This window comes from Deinococcus taeanensis, from assembly GCF_020229735.1.
Classification (GTDB): Bacteria; Deinococcota; Deinococci; order Deinococcales; family Deinococcaceae; genus Deinococcus; species Deinococcus taeanensis.
The window spans coordinates 24,879-51,270 of sequence record NZ_CP083457.1; the positions used below are offsets into that span (position 1 = coordinate 24,879).

Below are 26,392 nucleotides of genomic sequence, written 5' to 3' on the forward strand. Positions count from 1 at the left end.
CCAAGTCGGCTAATAACTTCAGGCCTCTGCGTTGTTACAGGTCTTGATCGGGGTTCGCTAGTGGTACCGACCCCTGATGGTCTTACAGCGTGCCCCTCGGGGTCTGCGCGGTGCGGGTGTATGTCGCGACCCTGGAACAGGGTCGTCACGCCATGGTCGCGTACGCACAGCGTTGGAAAATTGAATTGCTTTTCAAATACTGGAAAAGTTCAGGCTTCGAATGGGAGGCGACCCACCTCGTCCACACGGACCGGATCAACACCCTGCTCTGCGTCGTGTCCATCGCATCCGTCTGGGCCTGGCACGTGGGGGCCATTGAGCATGAGCAAGCACCCATCCGGGTGCTCGCTCATGGCCGACTCGCGATCTCCATCGTTCGGTACGGCCTCAATATCCTCAAGCCAGCGTTCGTCAATCTGCTGTGGAACCCCGCCCCCTTTGCTCCGCATCTTCCACCACTGCGCCCAGAAACGGTCACCTACTTATTGATAACGGCACAGGTTCGCCTTGCTCCCGCCCAGACCCGTCGGCGATCAAGCTCACCTAGACACCTGAAGTCTGACGGCAACCGATACAAAGCTACGCCGTGATCAATAGCTCAGCGACACGGTATTTTATTTGCTAATGTGACTCCTCTCGCTTGTTATAACTCCATTGGTTAACACAACGTGGTTTTTGGCACATGATGCGGTGTCCTCATCATGAGTGACCATCAAGACAGTCCCACCCTGCTTGTTAAATTCACTGACAATAGACATTACAATTTCACGATTGAAGGCATCTAAGTTTCCAGTGGGCTCGTCCATAAGTAGTAGATCTGGCGATTTTACAATGGCTCGGCAGAGAGCGACGCGTTGCATTTCACCGCCTGATAGCTCGGCAGGATAATGTAATCCACGGTTTGATAGATCAACCTTTTCGAGAATTTGTTTAGTCTTAGTCAAATTGTTTACTGACTTACCGTGAGATATTTCAAGTGCTAAAATTATATTCTCAAACACGGTCATGCTTTTAACGAGCCGAAAGTCTTGGAAAAGGAATCCTATTTGTTTAGCACGTATCTTGCTTTGAGTTGAATCACTGAGTCTACCGACTAATTTCCCATCAAAAGCAATTTCCCCAGTTGAGGGACAGTCCATTAATCCTATGAGGCTCAAAAGAGTGCTTTTTCCAGAACCCGACGAACCTCGAATAGAAGTAAAAGTTCCGCTCTTGAATAGCCAAGTGCAGTCTTTGATAATTTGAATCTCCTTCGGATTCTTACTAGTGCCAAGATAATAATTATATCCTAGCTGATCAATATTTATTTCCATTGGGGCTCCCTATTAGATTGATTGATTGTTTTCTGATACACGGTGCTAAGCGAAAGATTTATTACAATAAGATATGTAAAGATTACAATTAGAGCAAGTATAGCTACACTGAAAATAAATATTATATTATTCAGACCACCTATCAAAAGAAATACTATGGTCAGAAAGAAGCAAGGAGTAAAAATCCATGGAAGATCTTGTTTGTAGAATCTAACAAGAGTCTTGCTTTTGGACATACCTAACGTCCTATATATATTTATTTCCTCAGTCATTAAGCTGAATCTTTCCCGGGAGAGTATATAGAACATGAGGCATGATATAATGATGCTGGCAACTAAGAAAGCTGACACTTTCAAAAGCGCCCGTTTCATGTTATCGGATATATTTTTGGCATATGAAGTCGGAGTGTAAATCTCTATATTTTTTCTTCCAGTCCGCAGTGCAACCGAGTCAATAATCTCAGGAGAAGAGTCTGCACTTGATTCCCTAATGAAGATTCCAGAATTACCAAAAGGAGAGAGGTATAGTTTCTGATTTGTGCTTGAATCATTGTATAACCCTCTATCTTGCATTGGAATAAATAGATATGATTCATAAAAATTTATGCCAGAAAATAATTTGATACTCGAATGAGCTGGCAGTTCTATTATTCCCACTATTTTATAACCGAAATTTAACGAAAAACCGATTTTAATATTGATCCCTAGTTTTTTTAATCTATTGATTCCAGCAGATGAAATTACTGCTTCTTTTGAATTATTTTTAGGCCATCTGCCTTCAGACAGCTTAAGACCGAGCAGCGACGCTTCTGATGGTATAAAGCTAGAGTGACGGTCTAGATCGTTAGGAATCATGTCATCCATATCTGCTGGCCATAGCGATGTGTCAGACCAGTTGAATGCGGTGCAAGACACGGCTTTTGGGCAGTCAATCGTGTTAATTGCCTTATTAGAAATATTCGAATTGAGTATTACTAGTGTGTCAATTCCTAAGTCCTCTGTTATTTTTTGTTGGTCTGTCCAGAGCCTATAAGAAAAATTGATGATATATGGGACGCCAATACATATAACAGTGGAGACAATTAAAATAATAGAATTATATATTTTTTTATCTCTTAGGTCTATCGAATTGCTTTGTCTACCAATCCCTGTGCCAGATTTTACAAAAATGGATGTTATTACCAAAGCTGCTAAAAACAATGATACGAAATATATGTAAATGACATAATAGCCTGCAGCAGTGATTAAATCACTCGTGATTAATAGAGTGATTGCGATTGACATAACGTAGCCGTAAATCCAATATTTTATGCATGCAGTGAGCCACATCTTCCGGAAATCAGCTTTACTTTTTCCAAGCATCCGATATATTTCTAACATATTCCTTTGTCTAAGCCAAGACGTATGAACAAGAGAAAAGATCATTATAAGTGAAATCGCAATTAGAAATATTCCTCCATTCCTTTCTACTCTGTGACGAGCATTCTGTGTATAGAAAACAGATTTCGAGGTAAAGTCTGACATATTCATCGTCTCAAAATCAATCCCATATATGCTTTCTAATGAATTCTGAATTAATGATATTTTCGCTGCATCTCGTGTAATGGCGAAATAGGTTGGATAATCATTTAGCGATATCTTGCTTATTTTATCAACAATGATCAAGGACGATGGCTTTATATTTACGGGTAGCCAATCAGTTGTAATCTTTCCCGTAACAATCATATCTTTGCCCGAGTAATTCACCTTGTTTCCAACGTTTATCCAACTTCCATTAATAGAGAGTACCTCTTTAGCAAATTTTGGAGATCTGCCATGTACTAGGCTGGCGATCCCACATTTGTAAATATTTTTGGATACCTTCATGATTGGTAGATTTCGATATGATGTAACCTGTGCACCCCAGTAACCTAGTAGTCCTGTATCTTCCAAATATTGTAGCTTATTAAGCTCTATTCTTCGTAAATCGTTAGGTATCTCGGGCGCATTTGCAATCATCTGCTGCTTAGAGCTAAAAATAATTATATCTTTAGGATATCCTTTGGATTTCTCTATTTCTTGTTTTATTTTCAAAGGCTGTACAAAAGAAATCGCTGTAAGCAAGCTAATCAGTAAAATCATTATATTACTATATATATAACTCTTATGTATCACTGTCGCCTCCGAATTGTTACAGCCTTATCCAGAAAGGATAAGGCTGTACCTCTCAACTCTCCGTTAATATTTAATTACTTACTTCGGCTTATTGATTTAGCAGTCGCCGCAGCGGCAAGTATCTTGTCTGCCTGCAGAGCTGTCACGGCAGGAGCCATCGGGATTCGAGACGTAAGATGTGACTTGCTTCGATGGCATACCAGTCAGCTTCCATGGGATATAGGATTCGACACAGGCACGGCACCCTGTATCAACCCGGTAACCCGTGCAACCAGCCGAAGCGAAGCCAAACAACATCATACCTGCTGGCGCAGCAATCTTCAGTTTACCCATATTTATTTCTTCCAACGGAGGGTAGAGTATTGTTTACTGCACAAGCCTGGAAGCGGCAAGTGCCTGTATGTGCTCGGCTTTTTTGCCATCTGTAAAGGTCCAAGAACGATATAATACTTCGCCTTCATATTTTCCATCTTTGACAATGAAAATAGATGGATAGCCTCTTACATTCCAGGCATCGAAAATAGCAGAGCGCGGTTTATCGTTTTCTATGGCATCCGATATTCGTAAGATACCTGAGTCATATTTAATTGAACTAGACGACGTATTGACATCAACAACAGAAACGTTAATGTTCCTTCGCTGTAGATCTAACAGAATTGGGTCAATAGAGGCATCCATGTTTGAACCACATATCGAACATTCTCGAGTCGACTTGACCACTAATACATTGTACTCAGAAGAGAATCTTTTCTTGAGTGCTTCCTGGATATCGGTGCTCAGAGATTCTAATGGTAACTGATAACCAATTTTTCTGATTTTATTATCAGAGACTTCTATTTTTGTGCCACTAATATACTTTTTAACTGCATCACTGACATGCTTCCAATCAAGACCAATATCATTTGCAGAATATCTAACTATTCCCGACTCGTCCAAAATAAATACATATCCACCATCATGTATACCTAAGCGCATAAGAAAAGTTTTTGCTTTTTTATCGTCAGTAGCATTCAAGACAGAGACTTCTGATTGAAAACTGGTGATCCCCTCTTGATTAATAGGATCTCCACTCGTAACCCAACTTCTGGGATACACGATGTGTACGAATTGCAAATCACGCGTAGCTTCACTTGATGAAAGATCTTTGTGTAATAGTTTGACATTTGGAGAGTATTCACTTCCAAAAGTCAAGAGCATTGGCTTCGACCAGTTAGGCGAATTTCTACATGGAAATGGAGTAAATTTCAGAGGATCAATGCGATCTCCGGTTGTTGCCTGTTCTGCAAAGCCTCTAAATTCTTCAAATGACTTCATTAAGACATTCACGTCATTCTCGATTAAGCCAGCCTGTTCATTAGAAAATCTCAATCCTTCTTTCTTATTAGCTTGAACAAAGAAGAGTGATGCTGCGCCGAAAACAGCAGTAAGACTAATGGATGCAAGAATTATTTTCATTCACACCTCATTTGCATTCAAAAGGATTATAATCCTGAGTACAAGCGTTACGATATCCAATGACACTCGAAGAGCAAGCTTAAATTGATGCGGGCAGTCCCAAAGAGATACCCTATATTTTCGCCTATGCCTTAGTACGTTGCCAAGTTAGCAGGGGTTAGCAGCTGTATTTAACGATTTTCGGTTGACAAGGGCTTTAGGTGATGCTATTGCTAGCGGCATAGATTCGCATTCATAAGCTGATGGGGCAAGTCGACGTACCGAACCCGCTGCCAGGCCGCTCAGTACCCGACAGTTTCTGTAGGGGTTGAAAAACCGCGAGTGACACGCGAGAACAGTGTGCGTCTCCCGATATCCTGGCCAAACTGACCCGCTGCTTCACCGCGCACTTTCCGGAGTTCCGCAAGAACCAGGTGGAGCTGCTGTCGCTGATGGTGCTCGCGCTGCTTCAGGCCAAAGATGTCCGGCACGCTGAACTCGCGGCGCGCTTCTCTGGACGCGCGCAGACCAGCTCGGTGATTCGCCGCGTGGAGCGCTTTTTTGATCGCCATCCACTGTGTCCCGCCGATGTAGCCCATGTTGTCTTGGCGCTGCTCCCACAGACGCGGCCTCGCGAGTTCATCATCGACCGTACGAACTGGAAATACGGTCAGACGGACGTGAACGTCCTGATGCTGGCGGTGCTGTGGCGCGGTGTGGCGGTCCCCTTGCTGTACGCGCTGCTGCCCCACGGGGGCAGCAGCGATACGGCGGTGCGCCACACCCTGATGGATGACGCGCTGTGTCTGCTCACGGCGTCGCAGAGTCGCGTGCTGTACACCGATCGTGAAGTTATCGGGCACGACTGGATCCAGGAGTTGGCGCAATAGGGCATTCCGATCTGTGTGCGCTTGCGACGCGACAGCCCAATGGACGAGTGGACGGCCCAAACCTGGCTGGGACGTCTGCAGACCGGCACTGCCGGTCTGCTGGTCGAACACGCCGAGGTCTACGGGCAGCCGATGAACGTCGTGTTGACGTTCACGCCGGACGGAGACGCCCTGATCATTGCCAGCAACACCGGCGCCGTCACCGCCATTCAGGCGCAGTATCGTCATCGCTTCCGGGTCGAGTGCCTGTTCCGAGCGCTCAAAAGCAAAGGGTTCAAATTGGAGAGCACGCCTATGACGCTCCACGATCACGTGGAGCGCCTCCTGTGCTTGCTGACCCTGACCGACGTCTGGTGCGTGCTGGTGAGCATCCCCGAGATCTGCCCGAACAAACAGCATGGTCGCCGGGCCTGGAGCGTCGTGACGCTGGGCTTACGGGCCTTGGTGCGCGCCATCAGCCGGAAGGTTGATCACGAAGAGGTGCCCCTCTTACGACTGATTGACCTGTTCATGCCGTCCAAGACGCACATCTGAGAAACTGTCGGGTACTGAGGCCAGGCCGTCATGAGCTTCGCTTTCAGCACAGTGATCGAACGGGCACAGAAGTTGCCCAGCACATGCCGTTTGACGTACGCCCAGACCAGCTCAATCGGGTTCAACTCTGGGGCGTATGGCGGCAGAAACACCAAGGACAGGCGTTCGTGCAGTTGCACGAACGCCTGTGTTGCCTTCGCCCGGTGGATCCCCGCGTTGTCCAGCACGACCACGATCTCCCCCCGAATGTGACGCAGGAGATGCTGGAAGAATCGGATGACGTCCCCACGACGAATCGCCCCAGACTTCGTGTGCTGGAAGAAGCGTCCCTCCGAAGTGATCGCTCCAATTGTGGACAGCTTCTCCCAGTTCGCCCTCAGCGTGACCAAGGGCGTCACGCCCTTGGTCGACCAGGTCCGTCGCCGCACGCCCTTCAACGAGAATCCGACTTCATCCAGAGAGACGAGGGTCGCGCCTTGGGCGACCTTTTTTTTCCAACTCCGGCGCGACCTGTTCTGTCCAGGAGGCGATCCGAAGTTCATTGCGCTCGGCAGCGCGTCCATCCGGCCTCTGGGGTGTGAAGCCCAACTGGCGAAGGATTTCGGACGTGGTCGTGGTGAGACCACACGTCGAAGTGGCGTCCGATCAGATCGGTGACCCGACGTGTCGTCCAGGTCGGATCGGGGAACCCGTGGTGCACCGCACCCTCCTGCAGGAGGGTGCGCAGGTGCTCGTGTTGTGCGGCGGTGAGCCGCGAGACCGCACCACCCGCAACGGTGGCCTGAAGGCCACCATTGCGCCGCAGTCGTGCTTTCCAGGTGGAGACCGTGTGCACAGAGACACCGAAGTGGTCCGCACTCTCTTGGTTGCGGTGGGTTCCGCGCTCAATCCATTCCAAAGCGGCCAGGCGGCGCTCCTCGAGTTGAGCGCGAGAGGAATGGGTCGGCTGCCAACCAGGCATACGGCAAGCCAATCAGCTCAGATCTTCGCCGTGATCAATAGTGTGCCCGACCCTCTCAATGGCCGGGAGACTTTCTGTCGGATGTTCTGGAGCACCACCCCGTACCATCAGTGGCGTGGCCCTCGAACCTTGGCGTCAGTTGTTGCAGTCCAGTTCTCCACTCCATGAGGTGCTTCGGGCGTGGCCCCTTCAGGGCGGCGTCTCGGCCACGGTGACCGCTGTGGAACTGCGCTCCTCAACCGGGCACCTGCAGACGGTCGTTGTCCGCCAGTACGGCCAGATCGACCGGACGCGCAACCCGCATATCGCTCGGGATGAATTCAGACTGCTGAAAATACTTCAGTCCGCTGGGCTCTATGTGCCCGGCCCTGTCGCCTTCGACGACACCGCACGCGTCGTCCCGGGGCCTGTTCTCATCACCACCTTTGTTGAGGGAACAACCGAGATCGAGCGGTCAGCCCTTCCGCAGGCGGTTGTGGGCCTCGCGGCGTTTCTCCTGCAGTTGCATCAACATGTCGACCGAACGTTGGTGACGACCTTTCTGCCCCGGAAGGTCACCTTGTCGCCGTGGCCAGATTCCCCTGACGACACGCTCTCGGAAACGACAATCCGCCGCGTCCTGGACCGGCACTGGCCGCCGCCGTTGAATGAACTGTGCATGGTGCACGGCGACGTGTGGCCAGGGAACCTGCTGTGGCAAGGGGACCGGTTGGCCGCGGTGATCGACTGGGAAGATGCGGGGATCAGTGATCCCCTGCTGGATGTGAGCAACGCGCGCCTTGAACTTCTCTTCGCGTTTGGGAAAGAAGCGATGGAAGGCTTCACCGAGGCGTACCGGGCTCATTCGCAGTGTGACTTCAGCGCGCTGCCACTGTGGGATCTGTATGCCGCGTTGCGGCCGGCAGGACGCCTGCACACGTGGGGCCTGGAACCTGAGGCTGAGCAGCGGATGCGGGCGCGGCACCGCTGGTTTGTGGAACAGGCATTGGGCGACGCCCGCTGATCCAGGTGAACAGGAGCTTGCCCTGAGGGCGCTGCATTCTGCTCATTTCAACTTGAAACTGTGTCTTGCGCACGGTTCTTGGCCGCCTCTGGCTGCCCACTGCGGTGCCAGCGCTGAACGGCCGGGCGGCGCCGCACAGGACCAGCAGGCCGGAACGGAGCAGTGCGCCGCGCCGCTGGAGTTTCCGGGGCTCACAACACCAGTTCGACGATGACCACGTTCTTCCAGACACCGTCGAGTTGCGCGTGCTTCTCGTAGGTGCCGACTTCCCGGAACCCCACGGACGCCAGGAGTTTCCGGCTCGCGGTGTTTTCTGGAAACACGCGGGAGAGGAGTTTCCAGTACCCCGCTGCCCGGGCGGCGGGGATCAGAGCCTGCATGGCCGCTGTGCCTGCTCCGGTGCCCCGTTTGGCCCGGCCCACGTACACACTGAATTCGGCGATGCCGGCGTAGCAGTCGCGGGTGCGGTAGGTGCTGGTGCTGGCCCAGGCGATGATCTGGCCTTCCTGCTCGACGACGACGATGGGGTGTCCGTCGAACCAGGTTTCGATGTCCTGCGGGGTGCGGGGCCGGGTTTCGAAGGTGCTGCTGCGGTCTTCGATGCCCTGGTTATAGATGCGGGCCAGGTCGGACGCGTCGGTGGGGGTCGCGGGGCGGGAGTGGTGGGGCATCATGCAGGACCTCCTGACTGTTGCGTTTGACAACGAGTTCCCTTCAGATGTACGGTCTTTCCAGATCGTTGTCAAGCTCAACGAAAGGAGCAGCCATGACCCACGACGCCGGTGACCTCCTGCGCCGCATCACCCGCCTTCACACGGCCGTTCAGCAGCGCGCCGCCAGCTGCTGCGGCATTCAGAGCCTCACGCGGTGCCAGCTTCTGACCACCCTCGGCCGTGAAGGCCCCCTGACCCTGGCCGACCTCGCGCGCCGTCTGGGGGCCGACAAGGGCTGGCTCAGCCGGAACGTCGATGACCTGGTGCAGGGCGGCCTGGTCGACAAGCAGCCCCACCCGGCCGACCGGCGGGCCGTCACCCTGACGCTCACCCCGGAGGGACAGGCCCAGTTTCAGGCCCTGAACACCGAACTGTGCAGCCAGTCCGCCCGACTGCTCAGCCGCGTTCCCCCGGAGGAACAGGCGGGCGTGCTGCGGGCGCTTGAAGTCCTGGCTGACGCGCTGGAAGCCGAATACGCCGTTCAGCTCGGGCCGTCATGCACCGCGACGTGACGTTCCGGGAAGCCGCGGCGGCTGACCGGCCTGTGATCGAGGCGCTGCTGACCGCTGCGGGGCTTCCCCTGGACGGTGTTCAGGCACATCTGCCCGGGTTCGTGCTGGCATTCCGCGGCGAACAAGGGGCGGGTGTCGCGGGAATCGAGCGTCATGGGGTCCATGGCCTGCTGCGCTCCGTGGCAGTGCGCGCAGATCAACGGGGGCAGGGCACAGGTCAAGCCCTGACCAGCGAAATGATCCGGCGGGCCCGTGAGGCGGGCCTTGAACGCCTGGTGCTGCTGACCACCACGGCAGACGGGTTTTACTCGAGGTTCGGCTTCAGCTGCCTCGCGCGCGAAGACCTGCCACCCTGCGTCTTCGCCTCTCCCGGACTTCAGGGCGCCTGTCCAGCGTCAGCCGTCGTCATGCAGCTGACGCTGAATGCCGGGGTGTCCCGGTGAGTCAGCGTCCCGACGTCCTGGTCATTGGCGCGGGGCAGGCCGGTCTGGCCGCCGCGTATCACCTTCAAGGGCACGGCCTGACGTTTCAGGTTCTGGAAGCGGCGCGACGCCCTGCCGGCTCCTGGCCGCTGCCCTACGCGAGCCTGAAGAGCTTCTCCCCCGCGCGCCACGCGGCGTTGCCTGGGCTGCCGTTCCCAGGTGACCCCGAGCGGTACCCCACCCGGGATGAAGTCCTCACCTACCTGGAGACGTACGCCGCCCATTTCCGGTTCCCTGTCGTCCAGGATGCAGAGGTCACCCAGGTTCTGAGGGACGCTGAGGGCTTCCGGGTGCTGACGGCAGACGGCCGGACCTTTTCCTCCCGCGCCGTCGTGGCAGCCACCGGCACGTTCCGTCGCCCGTTCATGCCGGTCCTGCCCGGTCAGGAAACGTTCCAAGGCAGAACCCTTCATTCCCTGGCCTTCCAGGCGCCTTCGCCCTTTGCCAGGCGCCGGGTGCTGGTGGTCGGTGCAGGCAACTCGGCGGTGCAGATCGCGGTGGAACTGGCCGGCGGGGCGCGGGTGAGTCTCGTGGCCCGGATCCCAGTGAAGTTCACCCCGCAGCGCCCCCTGGGGCGGGACATCCACGACTGGCTGACGTGGACCCGCGTCGACCAGCTGACGCTCGGGCACCTCGGGCGGCTTCCCTCACTGCGCCATGTGTTTGATCCGGGACAGTACCGCGCCGCGTTCCGTGAGGGGCGGCTGGACCAGCGGCCGATGTTCACGCAGTTCACCCGTGGCGGTGTGATCTGGCCGGATGGCGTGGAGGAAGCAGTGGACGCCGTGGTGTTCGCAACCGGGTACCGGGCGAACCTGGAGTACCTGCGGGGCACCGGGGCGCTGGACAGGCAGGGCGAACCGGCGCAGCGTCTGGGGGTGAGCCGGAGCGTGCCGGGACTGTATTTCGTGGGGCTGAGTGGGCAGCGGGCGGTGGCGTCCGCGACGCTCCGAGGTGCAGGGCGGGACGCTGCCGTGGTGATCCGGCATCTGGCGCGGCGTCCACCGATGACGTGAACCAAGGACCATCCTCGGTGGAGAGCGGGCGGCTGCACGGGGGTGAAAGGCAGGCTCGGCCTGCGCCAACCCGTCATATCAACCCGCGGCGCGCCGGGTCCGCTGCTCGTCGGCACCTGGGCAGTCTTTCAGTGGGGGCCGTGGAATGCTGGCCGCGTCGCTGGATCAGGCGAAGGCTCCCTTCCAAACAGCCTTCTGCCTTCCAGTCCAGGGGAGGGGCCTGTCACGTCCCGGCGCGGCCGGCGGGAACCGAAAGGCGGCAGGTGGCACAGCCGACCTGCCGCCTTTCAGGTGGTTGTTCGCGTCAGATTTCTGCGCCTTCCACCCGGTCGTGGTGCAGCCGGTCCGGGGCGCCACGTTTGAAGAGGGCGCTCGTCATGAGAAAGGCCAGGGGAGCAGACGCGAGCAGCGGCAGCGCCAGGGCCAGGAAACTGCTGCCTTCATCCCGGACGGTGGTGATCACCGCCAGCACGATAATCAGGGCGGGCAGCAGCGCGGTGACGATCACGCCCGGGAGCCCGCCTGGAATGCGGAAGGGCCGCGGCATCTGCGGCACGCGCACGCGCAGGGCGATCAGCGCGGCGAACTGCAGCAGCAGGCTCACGCCGTACAGCAGCACGGTCGTCACGGCGAGCGTCTGGAACGGCCCGAAGGCCAGCAGCGCGTAGATCACCGAGCAGATCAGGATGGACATCACCGGCGTGCCGAAGCGGGGGTGCCGGGCCACCAGCGCGGACGGCAGGTACCGGTCGGCCGCCAGGACGAACGGCAGGCGGCTGTTGGACAGCACCACCGCGCTGAACAGCCCCGCCGCGCAGAACATGCCGCCGACGGCGACCCAGATGCCCAGCCACTTCCCGCCGATGGCGGTGGCGAGTTCCGGGAAGAATACGGTGTCGCCCCACTTGCTGAAGTCACCGGCGGCGGTCAGGCCGGCCAGGACGGGCAGCAGGTACGCGAGGATGATCAGCGGCACGGCGATCAGCATGGCGCGGGGAATGACCTTGAGGGGGTTGTCGATCTCGGCGAGGATGGTACTCACGCCGTCCCAGCCGAGGAAGTTGTACATGACAATGAACAGGCCCAGGCCGAACGCACCGAAGATGCCGGTGTTCGGGGGGGTGAACGGCTGCCAGAACGGCGTGGGGTGCGCGAGCCAGTGGGCGGCGGCCAGCACGAACATCGTGATGAACGGCGCGAAGACCATCGCCGCGAAAACCTTGCTGCTGTCGCCGACGGCTTTGGCGCCGCGGATGTTGAGGGCCGCGAAACCGGCGATCAGGGCGGCCGCCACAGCCCAGCGGGCCAGGGGAGAATCGTCGAGCAGCCTCACGCCGAAGGTCAGGCGCAGGAACGAACTGGTGTAGTCGGTGAACAACGCGCTGAAGCTCGCGGCGATCACCAGGCCGTACAGCCAGGCGATCCAGCCCTGCACGAAGCCCCAGAAGCGGCCCAGGCCGCGTTTGACCCACACGTAGTACCCACCTTCGACCGGCATGGCGGTGGACAGTTCAGTGACCATCAGGACGGTGGGAATGCTCCAGATGAAGGGGGTGATCAGGATCAGGACGATGGCCATGCCGGGAGCGCTGCCGCTGATCAGGCCTTCAATGCCGAAGGCGCCCCCGCGACGGTGAAGTAGATCACCATGATCACGCCCCAGAGGCCGAGTTTGGGTCGGTGCAGGGCCGCACTGCTGGATAGGTCTGTCAAGGGAACCTCCCGGGGGTCGAATGAGGGCGGAGTGACACAGGTGAGTTGTAAAAGTAACTTCTGCATCATAGTTCCCGGCCCGCCAGGCTGACTTGTGACTGGCCGATAAAAGACGCGGCTGCAAACTGGACGCAGGCCACAACAGCCCCTGGGCTATGCTCGGCGCATGGAGACACGATGATGCAGGTGAGTGATGTGCTGGCCCTCCCGGCCTGCACGGCCGCGCGTCTGGTCATGCCGGGCGCGGACCTGTCGCGGGCCGTGCGCCTGGCTCACGTCATCGACATTCCCGAACCGCAGCGCTGGGTGCGTCCCGGCACGCTGCTGCTGACCACCGGCCTGTCCTGGCCGCACGACAGTGGGGCGCTCGCGGCGTTCGGCGAGTTGCTCGCCGCCTGCGAACCGGCCGGCGTGGTGCTCGCGGTTCCGCACTTCTTCACCGCGTTTCCGCCGGAAATCGCCGGGCCGCTCGAGGCGCGCCGCATTCCTGCCGTGGAACTCGCCTGGGAGGTGCCGTTCGTGCAGGTCGTGCAGGAGGTGCACGAGTTCATTCTGCGCGCCCAGTCAGACGTGCTCGAGCGCAGCGAGGCGATTCACTGCGCCCTGACCCGCGCCGCCCTGGGCGGCACCCCCGCCGACGTGGCCGCAACCCTCTCGGCGCAGCTGGGCCGCGCCGTGGCGCTGCTCGCGCGGGACGGCGCACCACTCACCGCGGGGCCCGCCCCGGACGCCGCGCAGGCCCGGCAGGCGCTGGACCGGCCCGGCGCCGCGCCGCGCGACCTGGCCGGCGGGGTACTGGTGCCGGTCCTGCTGCGCGGCCAGCGCGAAGGAGGCGTGTGGGTGGCGGGCGACGGAAAACCCGCGTCGGACCTGGTGGTGCGCGGCGCGGAGCACGCCGCGACGGTCGCGGCGCTGCTGATGCTCGCGCAGCGTGACCTGGAGGTGCGGGAGGCGCGCCTGGGCTACGCCTTCGTGGACACCCTGCTCGAAGGGCAGTACACCGACGATCCTGCCGCGCAGGAGCGCGCCCACCGCCTGGGCTTCCACCCGCGCGGTCTGTACCGCGTGGCGCTGCTGGTCCTGGCGGACGAACTGCCGCTCTCGCCGGAGGGGTTCGCGCGGCGTGAACGGGCCGCGCATCAGGTGCGCGAGGTCCTGAGCTCACTGGGCGCCGCGCCACTGGTGAGCGTGAACCTTAACCAGGTGTGGTTCCTGCTGCCGGAAGACGTCCGGGCCGAGCGGGTCTGGGCGAGGCTGGGCGGGGCGGCCGCCGCTCCGCCGCCCCGCATGGTGTACGGCCGGGCGCGGCCCGGCACGGCGGGCATCGCGCAGAGCCGCGCGGAGGTGCTTGCGCTCGCCGCGTACGCCCGGCCGGGTGAACTGCGTTCATACGCAGAAGTGCTGGTGCCGCGCGCCTTGAGCGGCGACCGGGACGCGCAGGCGGACCTGCTGCACAGTCTGCTCTCACCGCTGCGCGGCGCGCGTGGAGGCGAGGCGCTCATCGCGACCGTGCAGGCCCTGTGTGAGACGGGCTTCGCGCAGGCGGAAGCCGCGGCGCGGCTGGGCATTCACGGCAACACCCTGCGCTACCGCATGGAACGCATCGAGGCGCTCACCCACCGGGCACTCGCGGAACCAGCCAACCGGTCGCTGTGGTGGCTGGCACTTCAGATTGACGCCATGACGCCGTAAGCCTGGAGTGAAGCCACAAAAACCCCCGCTGGTTTTTGTGAACCCCTCCCCAGGTTGCGGCCGGGCTGCGCCGCTACGCTGAGGCCACAGGGAGGAAGACCATGACCATTTCACCGTCCAAAACGGACGAGCTGCTGGCTTTGCGGGCATCCGAAGTTCCGCGCGGCGTAAGCAACGCCCACCCCGTCGTGGCCGCCCGCGCCGAAGGCGTGCGCCTCTGGGACGTCGAGGGCCGCGCCTACCACGACTGGGTGGGCGGCATCGGCGTCCTCAACGTCGGCCACAACCACCCGCACGTGACGCAGGCGGTGCGCGCCCAGCTGGACGCCTTCAGCCACACCAGTTTCCAGGTGGCGATGTACGAACCGTACCTGCGCCTCGCCCAGCGCCTCAACGCGCGCTACCCCGGCGCCGGGGCCGTCAAGACCCTGCTGTTCACCACCGGCGCCGAGGCCACCGAGAACGCAGTAAAAATTGCCCGGAGTTTCACCGGCCGGCCCGCCGTGATCTCCTTTACCCACTCCTTTCACGGCCGCACCCTGCTCGGCATGACCCTCACCGGAAAAAAAGCGTACTACGCGCAGAATTTCGGCCCATTCGCGCCGGAGGTATACCACGCGCCCTTTCCGTACGAGTACCGAGGCGTGAGCGTGGACGCCGCCCTGGAGGGCCTGCGCGAGATGTTCCGCACCACCGTGGACGCTTCACGCGTCGCGACCATTATTCTCGAACCCGTTCTGGGCGAAGGGGGATTCCTGCCCGCCCCACCCGCCTTCCTGCGCGCCCTGCGCGCCCTGTGTGACGATCACGGCATCGTGTTTATCGCCGACGAAATTCAAAGCGGCGTGGGCCGCACCGGTCACTTCTGGGCGGTTGAGGCCAGTGGGGTGCAGCCGGACCTCGTCACCTTCGCCAAAAGCATCGGCGCCGGCCTGCCCATCAGCGGCGTGAGCGGCCGCGCGGACATCATGGACGCCCCCGCCCCAGGCGGCCTGGGCGGCACGTACGCCGGCAACCCGCTGGCCTGCGCCGCCGGCCTGGCTGTGCTCGACCTCTTCGAGGACGGCACGCTGCTCACCCACGCCCAGCACGTTGGCAAGCGCCTCAGGGCCGCCTTCCTCGAAATCCAGGCGGACGTGCCTGCCCTCGGGGACGTGCGCGGCCTTGGCCCGATGATCGCCGCGGAGTTCGTCAAGGACCCGGTCACCAAGGAACCCGGCGGTGACCTGGCCACCCGCGTCGTCGACGCGGCCCGCCGGCGCGGCCTGCTGCTGCTCAAAGCCGGCATGTACGCAAACGTCATTCGCGTGCTTGTGCCCATCACCGTCACCGACGCTGAACTCGACGAAGGTCTGGCCGTGTTCCGCGCCGCGGTGTACGAAGCGGCCCGCTGAGCCCCGCCCGGTTCCCCCGGCCGCACCCAGAGAGGAGAATCAACCCATGACCCACATCAACCTCAGAACGGCAGTTCCCGGCCCGCGGAGCGTGGCCCTCCAGCAGCGGCGCGCCGCTGCCGTCAGCCGGGCCCTGGCGCAGGCCAACGGCGTGGCCGTGCAGTCCGCGCAGGGCTCCCTCGTGACCGACGTGGACGGCAACACCTTCATCGACCTCGCCGGCGGCATCGGCATGATGGCCGTCGGGCACAACCACCCCCGCGTGGTGGCGGCCGTTCAGGCGCAGGCCGCCGAACTGATTCATCCCTGCGCGCTCGTAACGAACTTCGAAGCGTACCCCGCGCTCGCTGAACGCCTCAACGCCCTGACGCCCGGCGACTTCCCCAAAAAGACCCTGCTCGCCAACGGCGGGGCCGAAGCGGTAGAGAACGCCGTGAAGCTCGCGCGCGCCTTTACCGGCCGCGCCGGCGTCATCGTGTTCGAAGGCGCCTACCACGGCCGCACCAACCTCACGATGAGCATGACCAGCAAGTACAGCCTCTTCAAAAAAGGCTTCGGACCGTTCGCAGGCGAGGTGTACCGCCTTCCTTACCCCAACCCTTACCGCGCGCCGCAGGGCCTGAGCGCCGAGCAGTGGATCGACTGGTGTTGCTGGAACCTCGACAACGCCCTTGTCGCGCAGATTGACGGGTCCGCGCTGGCCGCCGTCGTGATCGAACCGGTGATGGGTGAAGGCGGCTTCATTCCCACCCCCGCGCGCTTCCTGCGTAAGATCCGTGAACTTTGCGACCGCACCGGCGCCGTGATGATCGCCGATGAAATTCAGAGCGGCAGCGGCCGCACCGGCCGCCTGTACGCCATCGAGCACGCCGGCGTCGTGCCGGACCTGCTCGTCAGTGCCAAGAGCCTCGGCGCCGGGATGCCCATCAGCGCCGTGACCGGCCGCGCGGACATCATGGACGCCCCGCACCTCGGCGGCGTCGGCAGCACCTACGGCGGCAGCCCGGTCGCGTGCGCCGCCGCGCTGGCCGTGCTTGACATCCTGACCGAACCCGGCTTCCTGACGCGCGCGCAGACCGTCGAGCGCGTCGTGCGCGACGTGTGGGAACCTCTGCGCGGCGAGCTGCCCATCGGTGACATCCGCGGCGTCGGCGCCATGATGGCCGTGGAGTTCGTCAAGGACCCGGCCAGCAGGGAACCCTGGATGGACATGGTCGCCGCGGCCGTGCCGCTCGCCGTGCAGCGCGGCGTGCTGCTGATCCGCGCGGGCCTGTACTCGAACTGCATTCGGTTCCTGCCCGCCCTCGACATTCCCGAGGACATGCTGCGCGAAGGCCTCACCGCCGTGGCGGACGCCGTGCGCGACGCCTGCCGCGCCGCGCGCGACGCGGAGGCGGTCCCGGCGTGAGTGCCGCCTTTATCGGCCGGACCGTGCTTGCCAGCCGGCCCGACGGCCGGTACGTGGTGGTGCAGGCCCGCACCGAGGACGCCCCCGCCCTCGAAGCCGTGCAGCGCGCGTGCTTCCCCAGCCTCAGCGAGGACGAAATCGCCACGGCCCGGCATTTCCTCTCCCACCAGGCGCACTTCCCCGAAGGGCAGCTTGCTGTGCTCGACACCGCCACCGCACAGGTCGTGGCGTCCAGCAGCGATTTCCGGCTGCGCGTGAACTTCGCGCACTACGCCCACGCCTACATGAAGGAAACCGGCGATAACCTCTTCACCACCCACGACCCGGACGGCGACTGGTTGTACGGCGCGGACATCGGCGTGCACCCGGACGCCCGCGGGCAGGGCCTCGCCACGCTGCTGTACGGCGCGCGGCACGACCTGATCCGCCGCCTGAATCTCAAAGGGCACGTGGCCGGCGCGATGCCCAAAGGGTACTGCGCGGTCGCCGACCACCTCCCGATCGAGCAGTACGTGCTCGACGTCATCCGCGGAGAACGCCGCGACCCGGTGCTGAGCGTGCAGCTGGGCCGCGGGTACGGCGTGTGGGGCATCATTCCCGACTACCTGGACGACGACTCCTGCCGCAACCACGGCGTGTTCATCGTCTGGCGCAACCCCGCCCACCGGCCCGGAGCCCGCTGACCATGCCGGCGACCGTCTACACCGGCGGCCCGATCTACCCGGAAGCGGACGGCCGGGCGGTCGAGGCGCTCGCGGTGCGCGGCGGGCGGGTCCTGCACGCCGGCACCCTCACGGACGCGCAGGCGGCCGCCGGTCCGCACGCCGCGCGCCGAGACCTGAACGGCGGTACCCTGCTGCCCGGCCTGACCGACGCGCACGTGCACGTCTGGAAAGTCGGGCAGCTGCGCACCACCGTGCTGGACCTGCGCGGCGTCACGGCGCTGGATGACCTCGCCCGGGCGGTGCAGCGCCGGCATGCCGAGCTGCCCCCCGGCGCGTGGCTGTGGGGCCGCGGCTGGAACGAAACGCGCCTCGGCGGTACGCCCGATCGCGCCCTGCTGGACACGCTCGCCCCGGGGCGGCCAGTGCTGCTCACCCGGACCTGCGCGCACATCCACGCGGTCAACACCGCCGCGCTGAACGCCGCCGGCCTTCAGCCGGACACGCCCGCCCCACCCGGCGGGACGATCGACTTCAGCCGCGGCCGCCTCACCGAAACCGCCTACGGCCTGATCGTCCGCGCCATGCCTGCCCCGAGCGCCGCGCAGTACGAAGCGTGGATTCTGGCCGGCCTGACCTGTCTTCAGGCGCTGGGCTTCACCGCCGTGACCGACCCTGCCGTCGACGCGCCCCTTTACGCGGCGTACCGCGCCCTGGACGCCGCGGGCCGCCTGCCGCTGCGCGTGAACCTCCTTTACATCCGCCGGCCCGACGGCGGCGCCGACACCCTCCCGCTGCCTGAGAAGCACCACTCCTCCCGCCTGCGCTGCGACAGCGTGAAATTTTTCGGTGACGGCGGTCTCAGCGGCGCCACCGCCGCCATCAGCGTGCCCTACCGCAACGTCGAGCCACCCAGCCAGGGCGTGCTGCGCTTCGGCACGGACGACCTGTACGCCCTGGCGCGCGAGGCGCACGTGGCGGGCTTCCGGATTGGCGCGCACGCCATCGGGGACGTCGCACTCGACCAGCTGCTGGCCGTCTATGCCCGGCTGGACCGCGAGCACCCCGGCGGTCCCCGCCACCGCATCGAGCATTTCGGCCTGCCGTCCGCCGCGCACCTCGAGCTGGCCCGCGCCCTGCGCGTCATTGCGGTGCCGCAACCGGTCTTCCTGCGTGAACTGCGCGCCAACTACGACCGCTTCGTGCCGCCCGCCCTGGCCGGGCAGGTGTTTCCGCTGCGCGCGTACTTCGACGCGGGCCTGGACGTCGCGTTCTCCAGTGACGGCCCGGTCGTCCAGGACCTGCGGCCCCTCGCGGGCGTCCAGGCGGCCCTCGCCGAGCCCTACGTGCCCGGCACGGCGGTGAGTACGGCTCAGGCTCTGGGCGCGTACACCCACGGCGGCGCCGTCGCCCACGGCGACGAACACGAACGCGGCCGGCTCCGGCCCGGGTTCCTCGCGGACTTCACGCTGCTTGGCCAGGACCCCTTTCATACCGCCCCTCAGCACCTGCCGGACATCCCGGTCCGCAGCGTGCACGTCGCAGAGGACCCTCCCCATGACCACCCTGCTCAATGACCCCGTGACCCGCACCCAGGCCTATTTCGCCGGCGCATGGCGCCGCACGCCCGCCTCCTTCGACGTGATCCACCCCGGCTCCGGCCAGGCCATCGGCGCAGTCGCCGACTGCACGCCTGAGGACGCCCGCCAGGCCATCACGGCCGCCGAAACTGCCCTGAAGGAGTGGCGCCAGGTCAACCCCTACCGCCGCGGCCTGATCCTGCGCCGCTGGCATGACCTGCTGTTCGCACACAAAGAGGAACTCGCGCGCCTGATGACCCTGGAGATGGGCAAACCCATCACCGAAACGCGCGGCGAGGTGCACTACGCCGCTTCCTTCATCGAGTGGTGCGCCGAGGAAGCCGGGCGCATCAGCGGCGAACGCGTCAACATGCGTTTCGACCACAAGCGCGGCCTGACCCGCAGCGAACCGGTCGGCGTCGTGTACGCCGTCACGCCGTGGAACTTCCCGGCGGGCATGATCACCCGCAAGGCCGCGCCCGCCCTCGCGGCCGGGTGCGTGATGATTCTCAAACCGGCCGAGCAGAGTCCCATGACGGCGCTGTACCTCGCCGAACTGTGGCTGGAGGCAGGCGGGCCTGCCAACACCCTGCAGGTGCTGCCGACCAGTGACGCCGCCGCCCTCACGGCGCCGTTCATGGAAGACGAGCGGGTCCGCAAAGTCACCTTTACCGGCTCCACCGCCGTCGGCCGGCAGCTCTACCGCCAGGCGGCGAACACCATCAAGCGCGTGAGCCTGGAACTGGGCGGGCACGCCCCGTTCCTGGTGTTCGAGGACGCTGACCTCGACAAAGCGGCGCGGGAAGTGGTCGGGTCGAAATTCCGCAACGCCGGCCAGACCTGCATCAGCACCAACCGCGTGTACGTCCAGCGGGCGGTCGCCGGGACCTTCACCGGGATCCTCACCCGCCTCACCGCCCAGCTGCAGCTGGGCGACCCGCTGCTCGACACCACCAACGTCGGCCCGGTCGTCGAGCAGGCCGGCCTCGACAAGATCCAGGCGCAGGTCCAGGACGCCCTGAGCCGCGGCGCGACTGCCACCGTGGGCGGCCACGTGCAGAGCGGGTTGTACTTTCAGCCCACCGTGCTGACCGAGGTTGCCCCCGGCAGCCTCATCCTGCGGGAGGAAACCTTCGGGCCGGTGGCGCCCGTCGTGGTGTTCGAGACCGAAGAGGAAGCCCTGCGGCTCGCGAACGACAGCGAGTACGGGCTTGCCGCGTACGCCTACACCCGCGACCTCAGCCGGGCCTGGCGGGTGGCCGAAGCGCTCGAGTACGGCATCGTCGGCATCAATGACGGCGTGCCCAGCGCCGCCGCGCCGCACGTGCCGTTCGGCGGCATGAAAAACAGCGGCGTGGGCCGCGAGGGCGGGCGCTGGGGCCTGGAGGAGTACCTCGAAACGAAATTCATCAGCATGGGCATTGAGTAATCCGCCCTCACCTCGTGCCTCCCGGTGGTGCCCTGCGCTGGTCCGCTCCGCTGCGCGGTCGGCGTCCGGTTCAGGGCGCTGCCCCCTTCTGGTCCTGAGCTGGGTGCCTTCCCCGGGGCTGGTTGAGGACCCTGACGTCCGGGTTCTTCGGCGGCCTGGACTTCTTCCGTGATGCGTTCAGGCGTGGCCGCCAGCGTCTTGAGGGTGCGGACCACGGCCGGGTCCCTGGGTGCCGCTTTCTGGGCGCTCATCATCGCCAACAACACGCCTCCATGTGCCGCGTGTCAATGGCGACGCAGGTGAGCAGCGCCTGCGTCGCCTCCCGCTTCGTCGATGCCTGAACGGTCAGCCCGTCCCTGGCGTGCGTTCCGGTCCGCGTTCTCCCCGTGCCCGCAGGCGGCGCAGCGCAGCCGCGGCTGCCTGGCCCGGTTCTCCCGGCGGGTGTGGCCGCAGGGATGGCGCCGCTGAGAGGTGGCCCGGAGCTCAACGCGAACGACTTTCCCGGCCGCCCAGTCTGCCGTTCGGGGAAGGAGAATGCAGAACTGACCCCAGCCCACCGCGTGAATGCTGCGGGCCAGGTGCCCCACCCCAGCCTGCTCACGTGAAGATCGTCGTGCGCACGGCCTTCCGGCCGGGAGGTGTGGGGTGAAGACTCTGGGCTTTCTACAGGCCCCACGCGCTGTAAGGCGACTGCACGAGTCAGCTCCGTACAGTAAAATTGCTTTTTGTCGCAGCCCCTCCAGGTGCGGACCTCTCAGTGAACCTGAGGGGTCAGGCACAGAAAAGAGCCCCGACTGCTCCGCCCTGTTTGAGGGCAAGGACCCACGTCCTGGGCTGCACCTTCTCTCACGTCACCCGCTGTGTTTTCGTTCTTTTTTGAGGTTTCCGCACTATGTCCCTGATGGATCCACACATCACCTCCGACCCTGTCATTGGGGACGCCGCTGCCCTGATGGATGAGTTGCCGCAGATTGTCTGGGTTGGGCGGGCCGACGGGTGGCCGTTGACCTTCAACCGCCAGTGGTTCGAGTACACCGGACTGACCCCGGAACAGACCCGCGGCCGGGGCTGGGAGGCCGGACTTCATCCCGACGACCTTCCGCGTTATCTCGCTGCGCGCCAGGCGGCAGTCAGGACTGGCGTGGCCTACGCCATCGAGTCACGTTTCCGCCGTGGTGCGGACGGCAGTTACCGCTGGCATCTGGGGCGAGCGAAACCGCTGCGTGATGAAGCGGGCCAGATTGTCCGGTGGATGGGCACCTGCACGGACATTCACGACCAGAAGGAGGGGCAGGCGGAGGCCGCTGAGCGCGAGCGTCACTTCCGCTCCCTGGTGGCCAATGTCCCCGGCGTGGTGTACCGCTGCGCACTGGACGCCAACTGGACCATGTCGTTCATCTCGGATTCGATTCAGGATCTGTGCGGCTACCCGGCGGAGGAGTTCACCCATTCCGTGGGCCGGACGTTTGCCAGCATTATTCACCCGGATGACGTGCAGGCTGTGGATCAGACGATCAACGGTGCAGTGGGCCGCGGCGTCAGCTACGACCTGGAATACCGCGTCGTCCACAAGAACGGCGAGGTGCGTTGGGTACACGAGCGCGGACGCGCGATCACAACGGGCACGGGTGAAGTCGCGTGGCTTGACGGGGTCGTGGTGGACATCACCGGACGTCACCAGGCTGAGCAGGAACGGCTGGCGCTGCTGGAACAGGTCAGGGCCGAACGCACCCTGCTGACGGACATGCTCGAGCAGATGCCCAGTGCCGTGTGGCTCGCGGAAGCCCCGAGCGGCAAGCTGTTGCTGGGCAACCGCGGGATCGAGCACCTGTGGGGCCACTCGTTTCAGCCGGCGACGGGCATTGACGACTACGCCGGGTACAGCGGCCTGCACCCTGACGGGCGGGCGGTCGAGCCGCACGAGTGGCCACTGGCCCGCGCGATTGAGCAGGGCGAAGTGGTCACGGAACAGGAGATTGACGTGGTGCGGCCGGACGGAACCCTGCGCCGCGCCGCCTTTTCCGCTGCGCCGATCCACAATGCTGCGGGTCAGCGGGTCGCGGCGGTGGTGACCGGCACGGACATCAGTGAACGCAAACAGGCCGAGCGGGCGATCCGCGAGCTGAATGCCGACCTGGAACGGCGGGTGGAGGCCCGCACGCGGAACCTGGTCGAAAGCCAGGCGGCCCTGCAGACGTTTGCCCGGCAGCTGGAGCTGAGTAACCGCGAGTTGCAGGACTTCGCTTCGGTGGCGTCCCACGACCTGCAGGAACCTCTCCGGAAGATCCAGGCCTTTGCCGACCGCCTCAAAACGCGGCACGCGCCGGCCCTGGGAGACGAGGGCCGGGATTACCTGGAGCGGATGCAGGCCGCCGCGTCGCGTATGCAGCGGCTGATTAATGATCTGCTGAGCTTGTCGCGGGTCACCACCCAGGCCAAGCCCTTTGTGCCGGTCGACCTGCAGGAGGTGGTCCGTGACGTCCTGCTGGACCTGGACGTCCGCATCGAGACGCTGGGCGGGCAGGTTCAGGTGCAGTCCCTGCCGGTTGTTGCTGGGGACCCCACGCAACTGCGGCAGCTCATGCAGAACCTGATCGGTAACGCCCTGAAGTTCCACGGCGCCCGCCCGCCGGTGGTGCAGGTCCGCGCCGCGCCCGACGATCAGGGGTGGCAGCTGAACATTCAGGACAACGGGGTGGGGTTCGACGAGAAGTACCTGGACCGGATTTTCTCGCCCTTTCAGCGGTTGCACGGCCGCAATGTGTTCGAGGGCACTGGGATCGGACTGACCATCTGCAGGAAGATCGTCGAGCGCCACGACGGGACCATCACGGCCACCAGTGTTCCTGACCAGGGCTCAACGTTTGTTGTGCGCCTGCCACACGCTGAAGTGCCAAAGCCGGAGGAGTTGTATGAGCCCTGATCATGATCCACACGCCGCTTCTGGCCTGCGCGCCAGGCAACCGTTCACCATCCTGATGGCGGATGACGATGAGGATGACCGGATGTTCGCGAAAGACGCCCTGACCGAGAGCCGGGTCCTCAACGACTTCCGCTGCGTGGAGGACGGCGAAGAGCTCATGGACTACCTCAGGCGCCGGGGCAAGTATGCCGAACCCGGCCGCGCGCCGCGGCCGGGACTCATCCTTCTTGATCTGAACATGCCGCGCAAGGACGGCCGCGAGGCGTTGGCTGAGATCAAGAGTGACCCGGCCCTGCGGTCAATCCCGGTGATTGTCCTGACGACCTCCAGCGCGCAGGAGGACATCATCCGCAGCTACGATCTGGGCGTGAATTCCTTTGTGACCAAGCCGGTGACGTTCGCCTCGCTGGTCGAGGTGATGCGGGGACTGGGGCGGTACTGGATCGAGATCGTGCAGTTGCCTGACACCGACCACGGGGCCTGACTGTGGTGGAACGCGGCCTCCGGATCCTGATTGTTGATGACGATGAGGATGACTTTCTCCTCACCAGGGACCTCCTCAGGGACGTTCAGGGCTGGACGTGCCGGGTGACCTGGGCAGACGGCATCGAGACGGCGGCCGAGGAGATTGCCTCCGGTCAGTTCGACGTCTACCTGGTCGACTACCGCCTGGGTGCCCACAGCGGTCTGGACGTTCTGCAGCTGCTGAAAGCCTCGCTCCGGTCAGCCCCTGCTATTCTCCTGACCGGGGTGGACAACCGGGAGGTCGATGTCGCTGCCATGAAGCTGGGCGCCGCCGACTATCTGGTCAAGAGTGACCTCAGTACGGTGGTGCTCGAACGGAGTCTGCGCTATGCCCTGGAACGGATGCGTCTGCTCCAGGAAGTCGAGCAGGCCCGGCAGGAGATCGAGGGCCTGTTTCAGCTGTCCACAGCGCTGGAACAGGCGGGAAGTGTTCAGGATGTCATGCGGCACGCGGCGGCGTTGCTGCTCCGGCTCGCCTCAGTGGACACGTTCCTGCTCTGGGAACTGCGTGACGAAGTGGCGGTCGTCGTGGATGGTGAGGGCGAGTCGGACGCGGGGATCGACCGGTACCGGCGTTCAGGCCTGCCGCGCTCGGATACGCCCCTCTGGAAGGCCATCGAGCAACTTGGGCCGCTGTATGCCGATGACGTCACAGCGTCCCCACACGTGCTGGAAGAGCACACGGCGTCGGGGTTCGGCAGCCTTGCTCACGTTCCCCTTGATGTCAACGGCAAGGTGTATGTGCTCTCGTTCCTGCGCCGGAAGCAACAACCCTGGCGGGACCGCGACCGGCGGTTGCTGGAAGTGGGCAGCCGCAGCATCGGTGTTGCGCTTGAACGCCGGCGCAGTCTCGAACTTCTCGCGGCGGCGGCAATGACCGACCGGCTGACCGGTCTGGGCAACCGGCGGGCGTTTGATGCGGCGCTCGACGCAGCGCTGAACAGTGCGTCCCGCCACGGGCATCCGGTCAGCGTGGCCTCGTTTGACCTGGACGGCTTGAAAGTCATCAATGACGGCGAGGGTCATGCCCGGGGTGATGAGTTCCTCAGGGCCTTCGCGCAGGCTATGAAGGCCAGGCTCCGGCGCGAGGACCTGCTGTACCGTTTTGGTGGCGACGAGTTCGTCGCCATTTTGAACCATACCGGACCTGACGGCGCCACGGCCCTGCTGCTCCGGCTCCGCGCGGCCGTGGCGGACATTCGCGCCACGGGCTTCCCGGGGGCTGACGTCAGCGCCGGGGTTGCCAGCTTCCCGGCAGAAGCGGTGAGTGGGGGAGATCTGCTGCGGCTCAGCGACGAGAGGATGTACCAGGAGAAGCTGAGGCACCGCGCCGAGAAACGTGTCTGAACCCGGAACGGCTCGTCGTGGCCGCAGAGGCGGCAGGATGGTTCCCTGAGGGTCAGGACACCGGCCCGGCGGAGAACCGGGGGCGTCCCTTCGGGCCGGTGACGCCCGGATCACCGGTGGCTTCCCGCCGCGCCACAACCGCCGCTGACGCAGTCCCAGGAGCGGCCTTCTCGTGAGTTCGTCCAATGCCCTGGCACCGTTCGTGGACCGGTTCACGCCCTTGCCCGCGCGGGAGAGACTCCATGGGCCGCAGGCGCTCAGCGAACTGCCGGACGCTGAAGTCTTCCCCTGGGACCGGTGGCCCCGGTCTATGCTCACCCGGTGAAACGTTTTGGCTGTCTCATGGCCCTCTGCCCCCTGGAACCGGCGAGGGCGGGGCCTCTGCCTGCCTGCCCCTCGGCATGAGGCTCACAGTCCAGTGGAACTGCGGCGCCGCCCATGACGGCCCTGCCCCGGAGAACGAGCCGCGTGCCGGAGAGATCGGTGAGGCCCGCGGGGCCGGTGTCACCGCCAGAAAACTGAGCAGGAAAGGGAAACTGGTGCGGGCGGATTGGCTGTGGTAAGAGAGGGCCGGCAAAGGGGCGCTGGGGTTCGATTCGCTGGCCTCTGGACTGCTGAGCCCGCAGGCGGCCTCGTCGCGTGGGGCAGCTTCCACCCCGGACCTGGGCGGCCACCGGCGCTGCGGAATGAACGGAACACTCACCTGCC

23 protein-coding genes are annotated in these 26,392 nt (G+C 62.6%); 16 read left to right on the forward strand and 7 right to left on the reverse strand.

The features are described 5' to 3' along the window. Positions 1 to 89 precede the first annotated feature (89 nt). The gene (locus LAJ19_RS15855; RefSeq protein ID WP_225523841.1) at positions 90 to 590 is read left to right on the forward strand and encodes a transposase; all 501 of its coding nucleotides are present in this window, start codon (positions 90 to 92) and stop codon (positions 588 to 590) included. Positions 591 to 614: 24 nt separating this feature from the next. Here LAJ19_RS15855 and LAJ19_RS15860 read toward each other — a convergent pair whose 3' ends face one another. From LAJ19_RS15860 to LAJ19_RS15870, 3 genes are all read right to left on the reverse strand, one after another. Next, positions 615 to 1,313 carry an ABC transporter ATP-binding protein gene (locus tag LAJ19_RS15860; protein WP_225523842.1) on the reverse strand — a complete coding sequence of 233 codons (699 nt, stop codon included), beginning with the start codon at positions 1,311 to 1,313 and terminating at the stop codon, positions 615 to 617. Beyond that, positions 1,304 to 3,433 carry a hypothetical protein gene (locus tag LAJ19_RS15865; RefSeq protein WP_225523843.1) on the reverse strand — a complete coding sequence of 710 codons (2,130 nt, stop codon included), beginning with the start codon at positions 3,431 to 3,433 and terminating at the stop codon, positions 1,304 to 1,306. The genes LAJ19_RS15860 and LAJ19_RS15865 overlap by 10 nt, the downstream gene beginning before the upstream one ends. A gap of 399 nt (positions 3,434 to 3,832) precedes the next feature. Then, positions 3,833 to 4,921: a hypothetical protein gene (locus LAJ19_RS15870; protein WP_225523844.1), complete on the reverse strand. Its 1,089-nt coding sequence runs from the start codon at positions 4,919 to 4,921 to the stop codon at positions 3,833 to 3,835. Between the two features lie 413 nt (positions 4,922 to 5,334). Between LAJ19_RS15870 and LAJ19_RS15875 the strand changes: the two genes are divergently transcribed. Next, a complete protein-coding gene (locus tag LAJ19_RS15875; RefSeq protein ID WP_225523845.1) occupies positions 5,335 to 5,790 on the forward strand; it encodes a hypothetical protein in 456 nt (151 codons plus the stop codon). Positions 5,791 to 5,811: 21 nt separating this feature from the next. Beyond that, positions 5,812 to 6,324, forward strand: coding sequence for a hypothetical protein (locus LAJ19_RS15880; RefSeq protein ID WP_225523846.1), 513 nt, complete (start codon positions 5,812 to 5,814; stop codon positions 6,322 to 6,324). Here the strand turns inward: LAJ19_RS15880 and LAJ19_RS22145 are convergent. Further along, the gene (locus LAJ19_RS22145; RefSeq protein ID WP_432804255.1) at positions 6,261 to 6,878 is read right to left on the reverse strand and encodes an IS630 family transposase; all 618 of its coding nucleotides are present in this window, start codon (positions 6,876 to 6,878) and stop codon (positions 6,261 to 6,263) included. The genes LAJ19_RS15880 and LAJ19_RS22145 overlap by 64 nt on opposite strands. Before the next feature lie 522 nt (positions 6,879 to 7,400). Here LAJ19_RS22145 and LAJ19_RS15890 point away from each other — a divergent pair. Further along, the gene (locus LAJ19_RS15890) at positions 7,401 to 8,288 is read left to right on the forward strand and encodes a phosphotransferase family protein (protein WP_225523847.1); all 888 of its coding nucleotides are present in this window, start codon (positions 7,401 to 7,403) and stop codon (positions 8,286 to 8,288) included. Positions 8,289 to 8,479: 191 nt separating this feature from the next. Here LAJ19_RS15890 and LAJ19_RS15895 read toward each other — a convergent pair whose 3' ends face one another. Beyond that, complete coding sequence (locus LAJ19_RS15895) at positions 8,480 to 8,962, reverse strand: arsinothricin resistance N-acetyltransferase ArsN1 family A (protein ID WP_225523848.1); 483 nt, start codon at positions 8,960 to 8,962, stop codon at positions 8,480 to 8,482. Positions 8,963 to 9,054: 92 nt separating this feature from the next. On the opposite strand from LAJ19_RS15895, the gene LAJ19_RS15900 reads away from it, so the two are divergent. Genes LAJ19_RS15900 through LAJ19_RS15910 form a run of 3 tightly spaced genes read left to right on the forward strand, consistent with a single transcriptional unit; the run spans position 9,055 to position 11,011 of the window. Beyond that, the gene (locus LAJ19_RS15900; protein ID WP_225523849.1) at positions 9,055 to 9,513 is read left to right on the forward strand and encodes a MarR family winged helix-turn-helix transcriptional regulator; all 459 of its coding nucleotides are present in this window, start codon (positions 9,055 to 9,057) and stop codon (positions 9,511 to 9,513) included. 32 nt (positions 9,514 to 9,545) lie between these two features. Further along, positions 9,546 to 9,956 (forward strand): arsenic resistance N-acetyltransferase ArsN2, encoded by a 411-nt coding sequence (gene arsN2 / locus LAJ19_RS15905; protein ID WP_255639893.1) that lies wholly within the window; start codon positions 9,546 to 9,548, stop codon positions 9,954 to 9,956. Beyond that, positions 9,953 to 11,011 (forward strand): flavin-containing monooxygenase, encoded by a 1,059-nt coding sequence (locus LAJ19_RS15910; RefSeq protein ID WP_225523851.1) that lies wholly within the window; start codon positions 9,953 to 9,955, stop codon positions 11,009 to 11,011. The genes arsN2 and LAJ19_RS15910 overlap by 4 nt, the downstream gene beginning before the upstream one ends. Before the next feature lie 304 nt (positions 11,012 to 11,315). Here the strand turns inward: LAJ19_RS15910 and LAJ19_RS15915 are convergent, their stop codons facing one another. Next, entirely contained in the window at positions 11,316 to 12,623 is a 1,308-nt protein-coding gene (locus tag LAJ19_RS15915; protein ID WP_225523991.1) for an APC family permease, read from the reverse strand. A 287-nt stretch (positions 12,624 to 12,910) separates the two neighbouring features. On the opposite strand from LAJ19_RS15915, the gene LAJ19_RS15920 reads away from it, so the two are divergent. The 6 genes from LAJ19_RS15920 to LAJ19_RS15945 all read left to right on the forward strand — a co-directional run bounded on the left by LAJ19_RS15920 (position 12,911) and on the right by LAJ19_RS15945 (position 20,889). Next, positions 12,911 to 14,416, forward strand: a complete 1,506-nt coding sequence (locus LAJ19_RS15920; protein ID WP_225523852.1) for a PucR family transcriptional regulator — start codon at positions 12,911 to 12,913, stop codon at positions 14,414 to 14,416. Positions 14,417 to 14,517: 101 nt separating this feature from the next. Beyond that, entirely contained in the window at positions 14,518 to 15,810 is a 1,293-nt protein-coding gene (gabT, locus tag LAJ19_RS15925) for a 4-aminobutyrate--2-oxoglutarate transaminase (RefSeq protein WP_225523853.1), read from the forward strand. A 46-nt stretch (positions 15,811 to 15,856) separates the two neighbouring features. Then, positions 15,857 to 17,218, forward strand: coding sequence for a 4-aminobutyrate--2-oxoglutarate transaminase (gene gabT / locus LAJ19_RS15930; protein WP_225523854.1), 1,362 nt, complete (start codon positions 15,857 to 15,859; stop codon positions 17,216 to 17,218). Then, positions 17,215 to 17,901, forward strand: a complete 687-nt coding sequence (locus LAJ19_RS15935) for a GNAT family N-acetyltransferase (protein WP_225523855.1) — start codon at positions 17,215 to 17,217, stop codon at positions 17,899 to 17,901. The genes gabT (LAJ19_RS15930) and LAJ19_RS15935 overlap by 4 nt, the downstream gene beginning before the upstream one ends. Positions 17,902 to 17,903: 2 nt before the next feature. Then, positions 17,904 to 19,457 carry an amidohydrolase gene (locus LAJ19_RS15940; RefSeq protein ID WP_225523856.1) on the forward strand — a complete coding sequence of 518 codons (1,554 nt, stop codon included), beginning with the start codon at positions 17,904 to 17,906 and terminating at the stop codon, positions 19,455 to 19,457. After that, a complete protein-coding gene (locus LAJ19_RS15945; protein WP_225523857.1) occupies positions 19,438 to 20,889 on the forward strand; it encodes an NAD-dependent succinate-semialdehyde dehydrogenase in 1,452 nt (483 codons plus the stop codon). Before LAJ19_RS15940 ends, LAJ19_RS15945 begins: the two co-directional genes overlap by 20 nt. Positions 20,890 to 21,173: 284 nt before the next feature. Here LAJ19_RS15945 and LAJ19_RS21940 read toward each other — a convergent pair whose 3' ends face one another. Continuing rightward, a complete protein-coding gene (locus LAJ19_RS21940; protein WP_349774851.1) occupies positions 21,174 to 21,668 on the reverse strand; it encodes a zinc ribbon domain-containing protein in 495 nt (164 codons plus the stop codon). Between the two features lie 122 nt (positions 21,669 to 21,790). Between LAJ19_RS21940 and LAJ19_RS15955 the strand changes: the two genes are divergently transcribed. The 3 genes from LAJ19_RS15955 to LAJ19_RS15965 are packed head-to-tail and all read left to right on the forward strand — an operon-like array spanning position 21,791 to position 25,684. Then, the gene (locus LAJ19_RS15955) at positions 21,791 to 23,812 is read left to right on the forward strand and encodes a PAS domain-containing sensor histidine kinase (RefSeq protein WP_225523858.1); all 2,022 of its coding nucleotides are present in this window, start codon (positions 21,791 to 21,793) and stop codon (positions 23,810 to 23,812) included. After that, positions 23,802 to 24,296 (forward strand): response regulator, encoded by a 495-nt coding sequence (locus tag LAJ19_RS15960; RefSeq protein ID WP_225523859.1) that lies wholly within the window; start codon positions 23,802 to 23,804, stop codon positions 24,294 to 24,296. Before LAJ19_RS15955 ends, LAJ19_RS15960 begins: the two co-directional genes overlap by 11 nt. 5 nt (positions 24,297 to 24,301) lie before the next feature. After that, entirely contained in the window at positions 24,302 to 25,684 is a 1,383-nt protein-coding gene (locus tag LAJ19_RS15965) for a diguanylate cyclase (RefSeq protein WP_225523860.1), read from the forward strand. Positions 25,685 to 26,392: the final 708 nt, after the last annotated feature.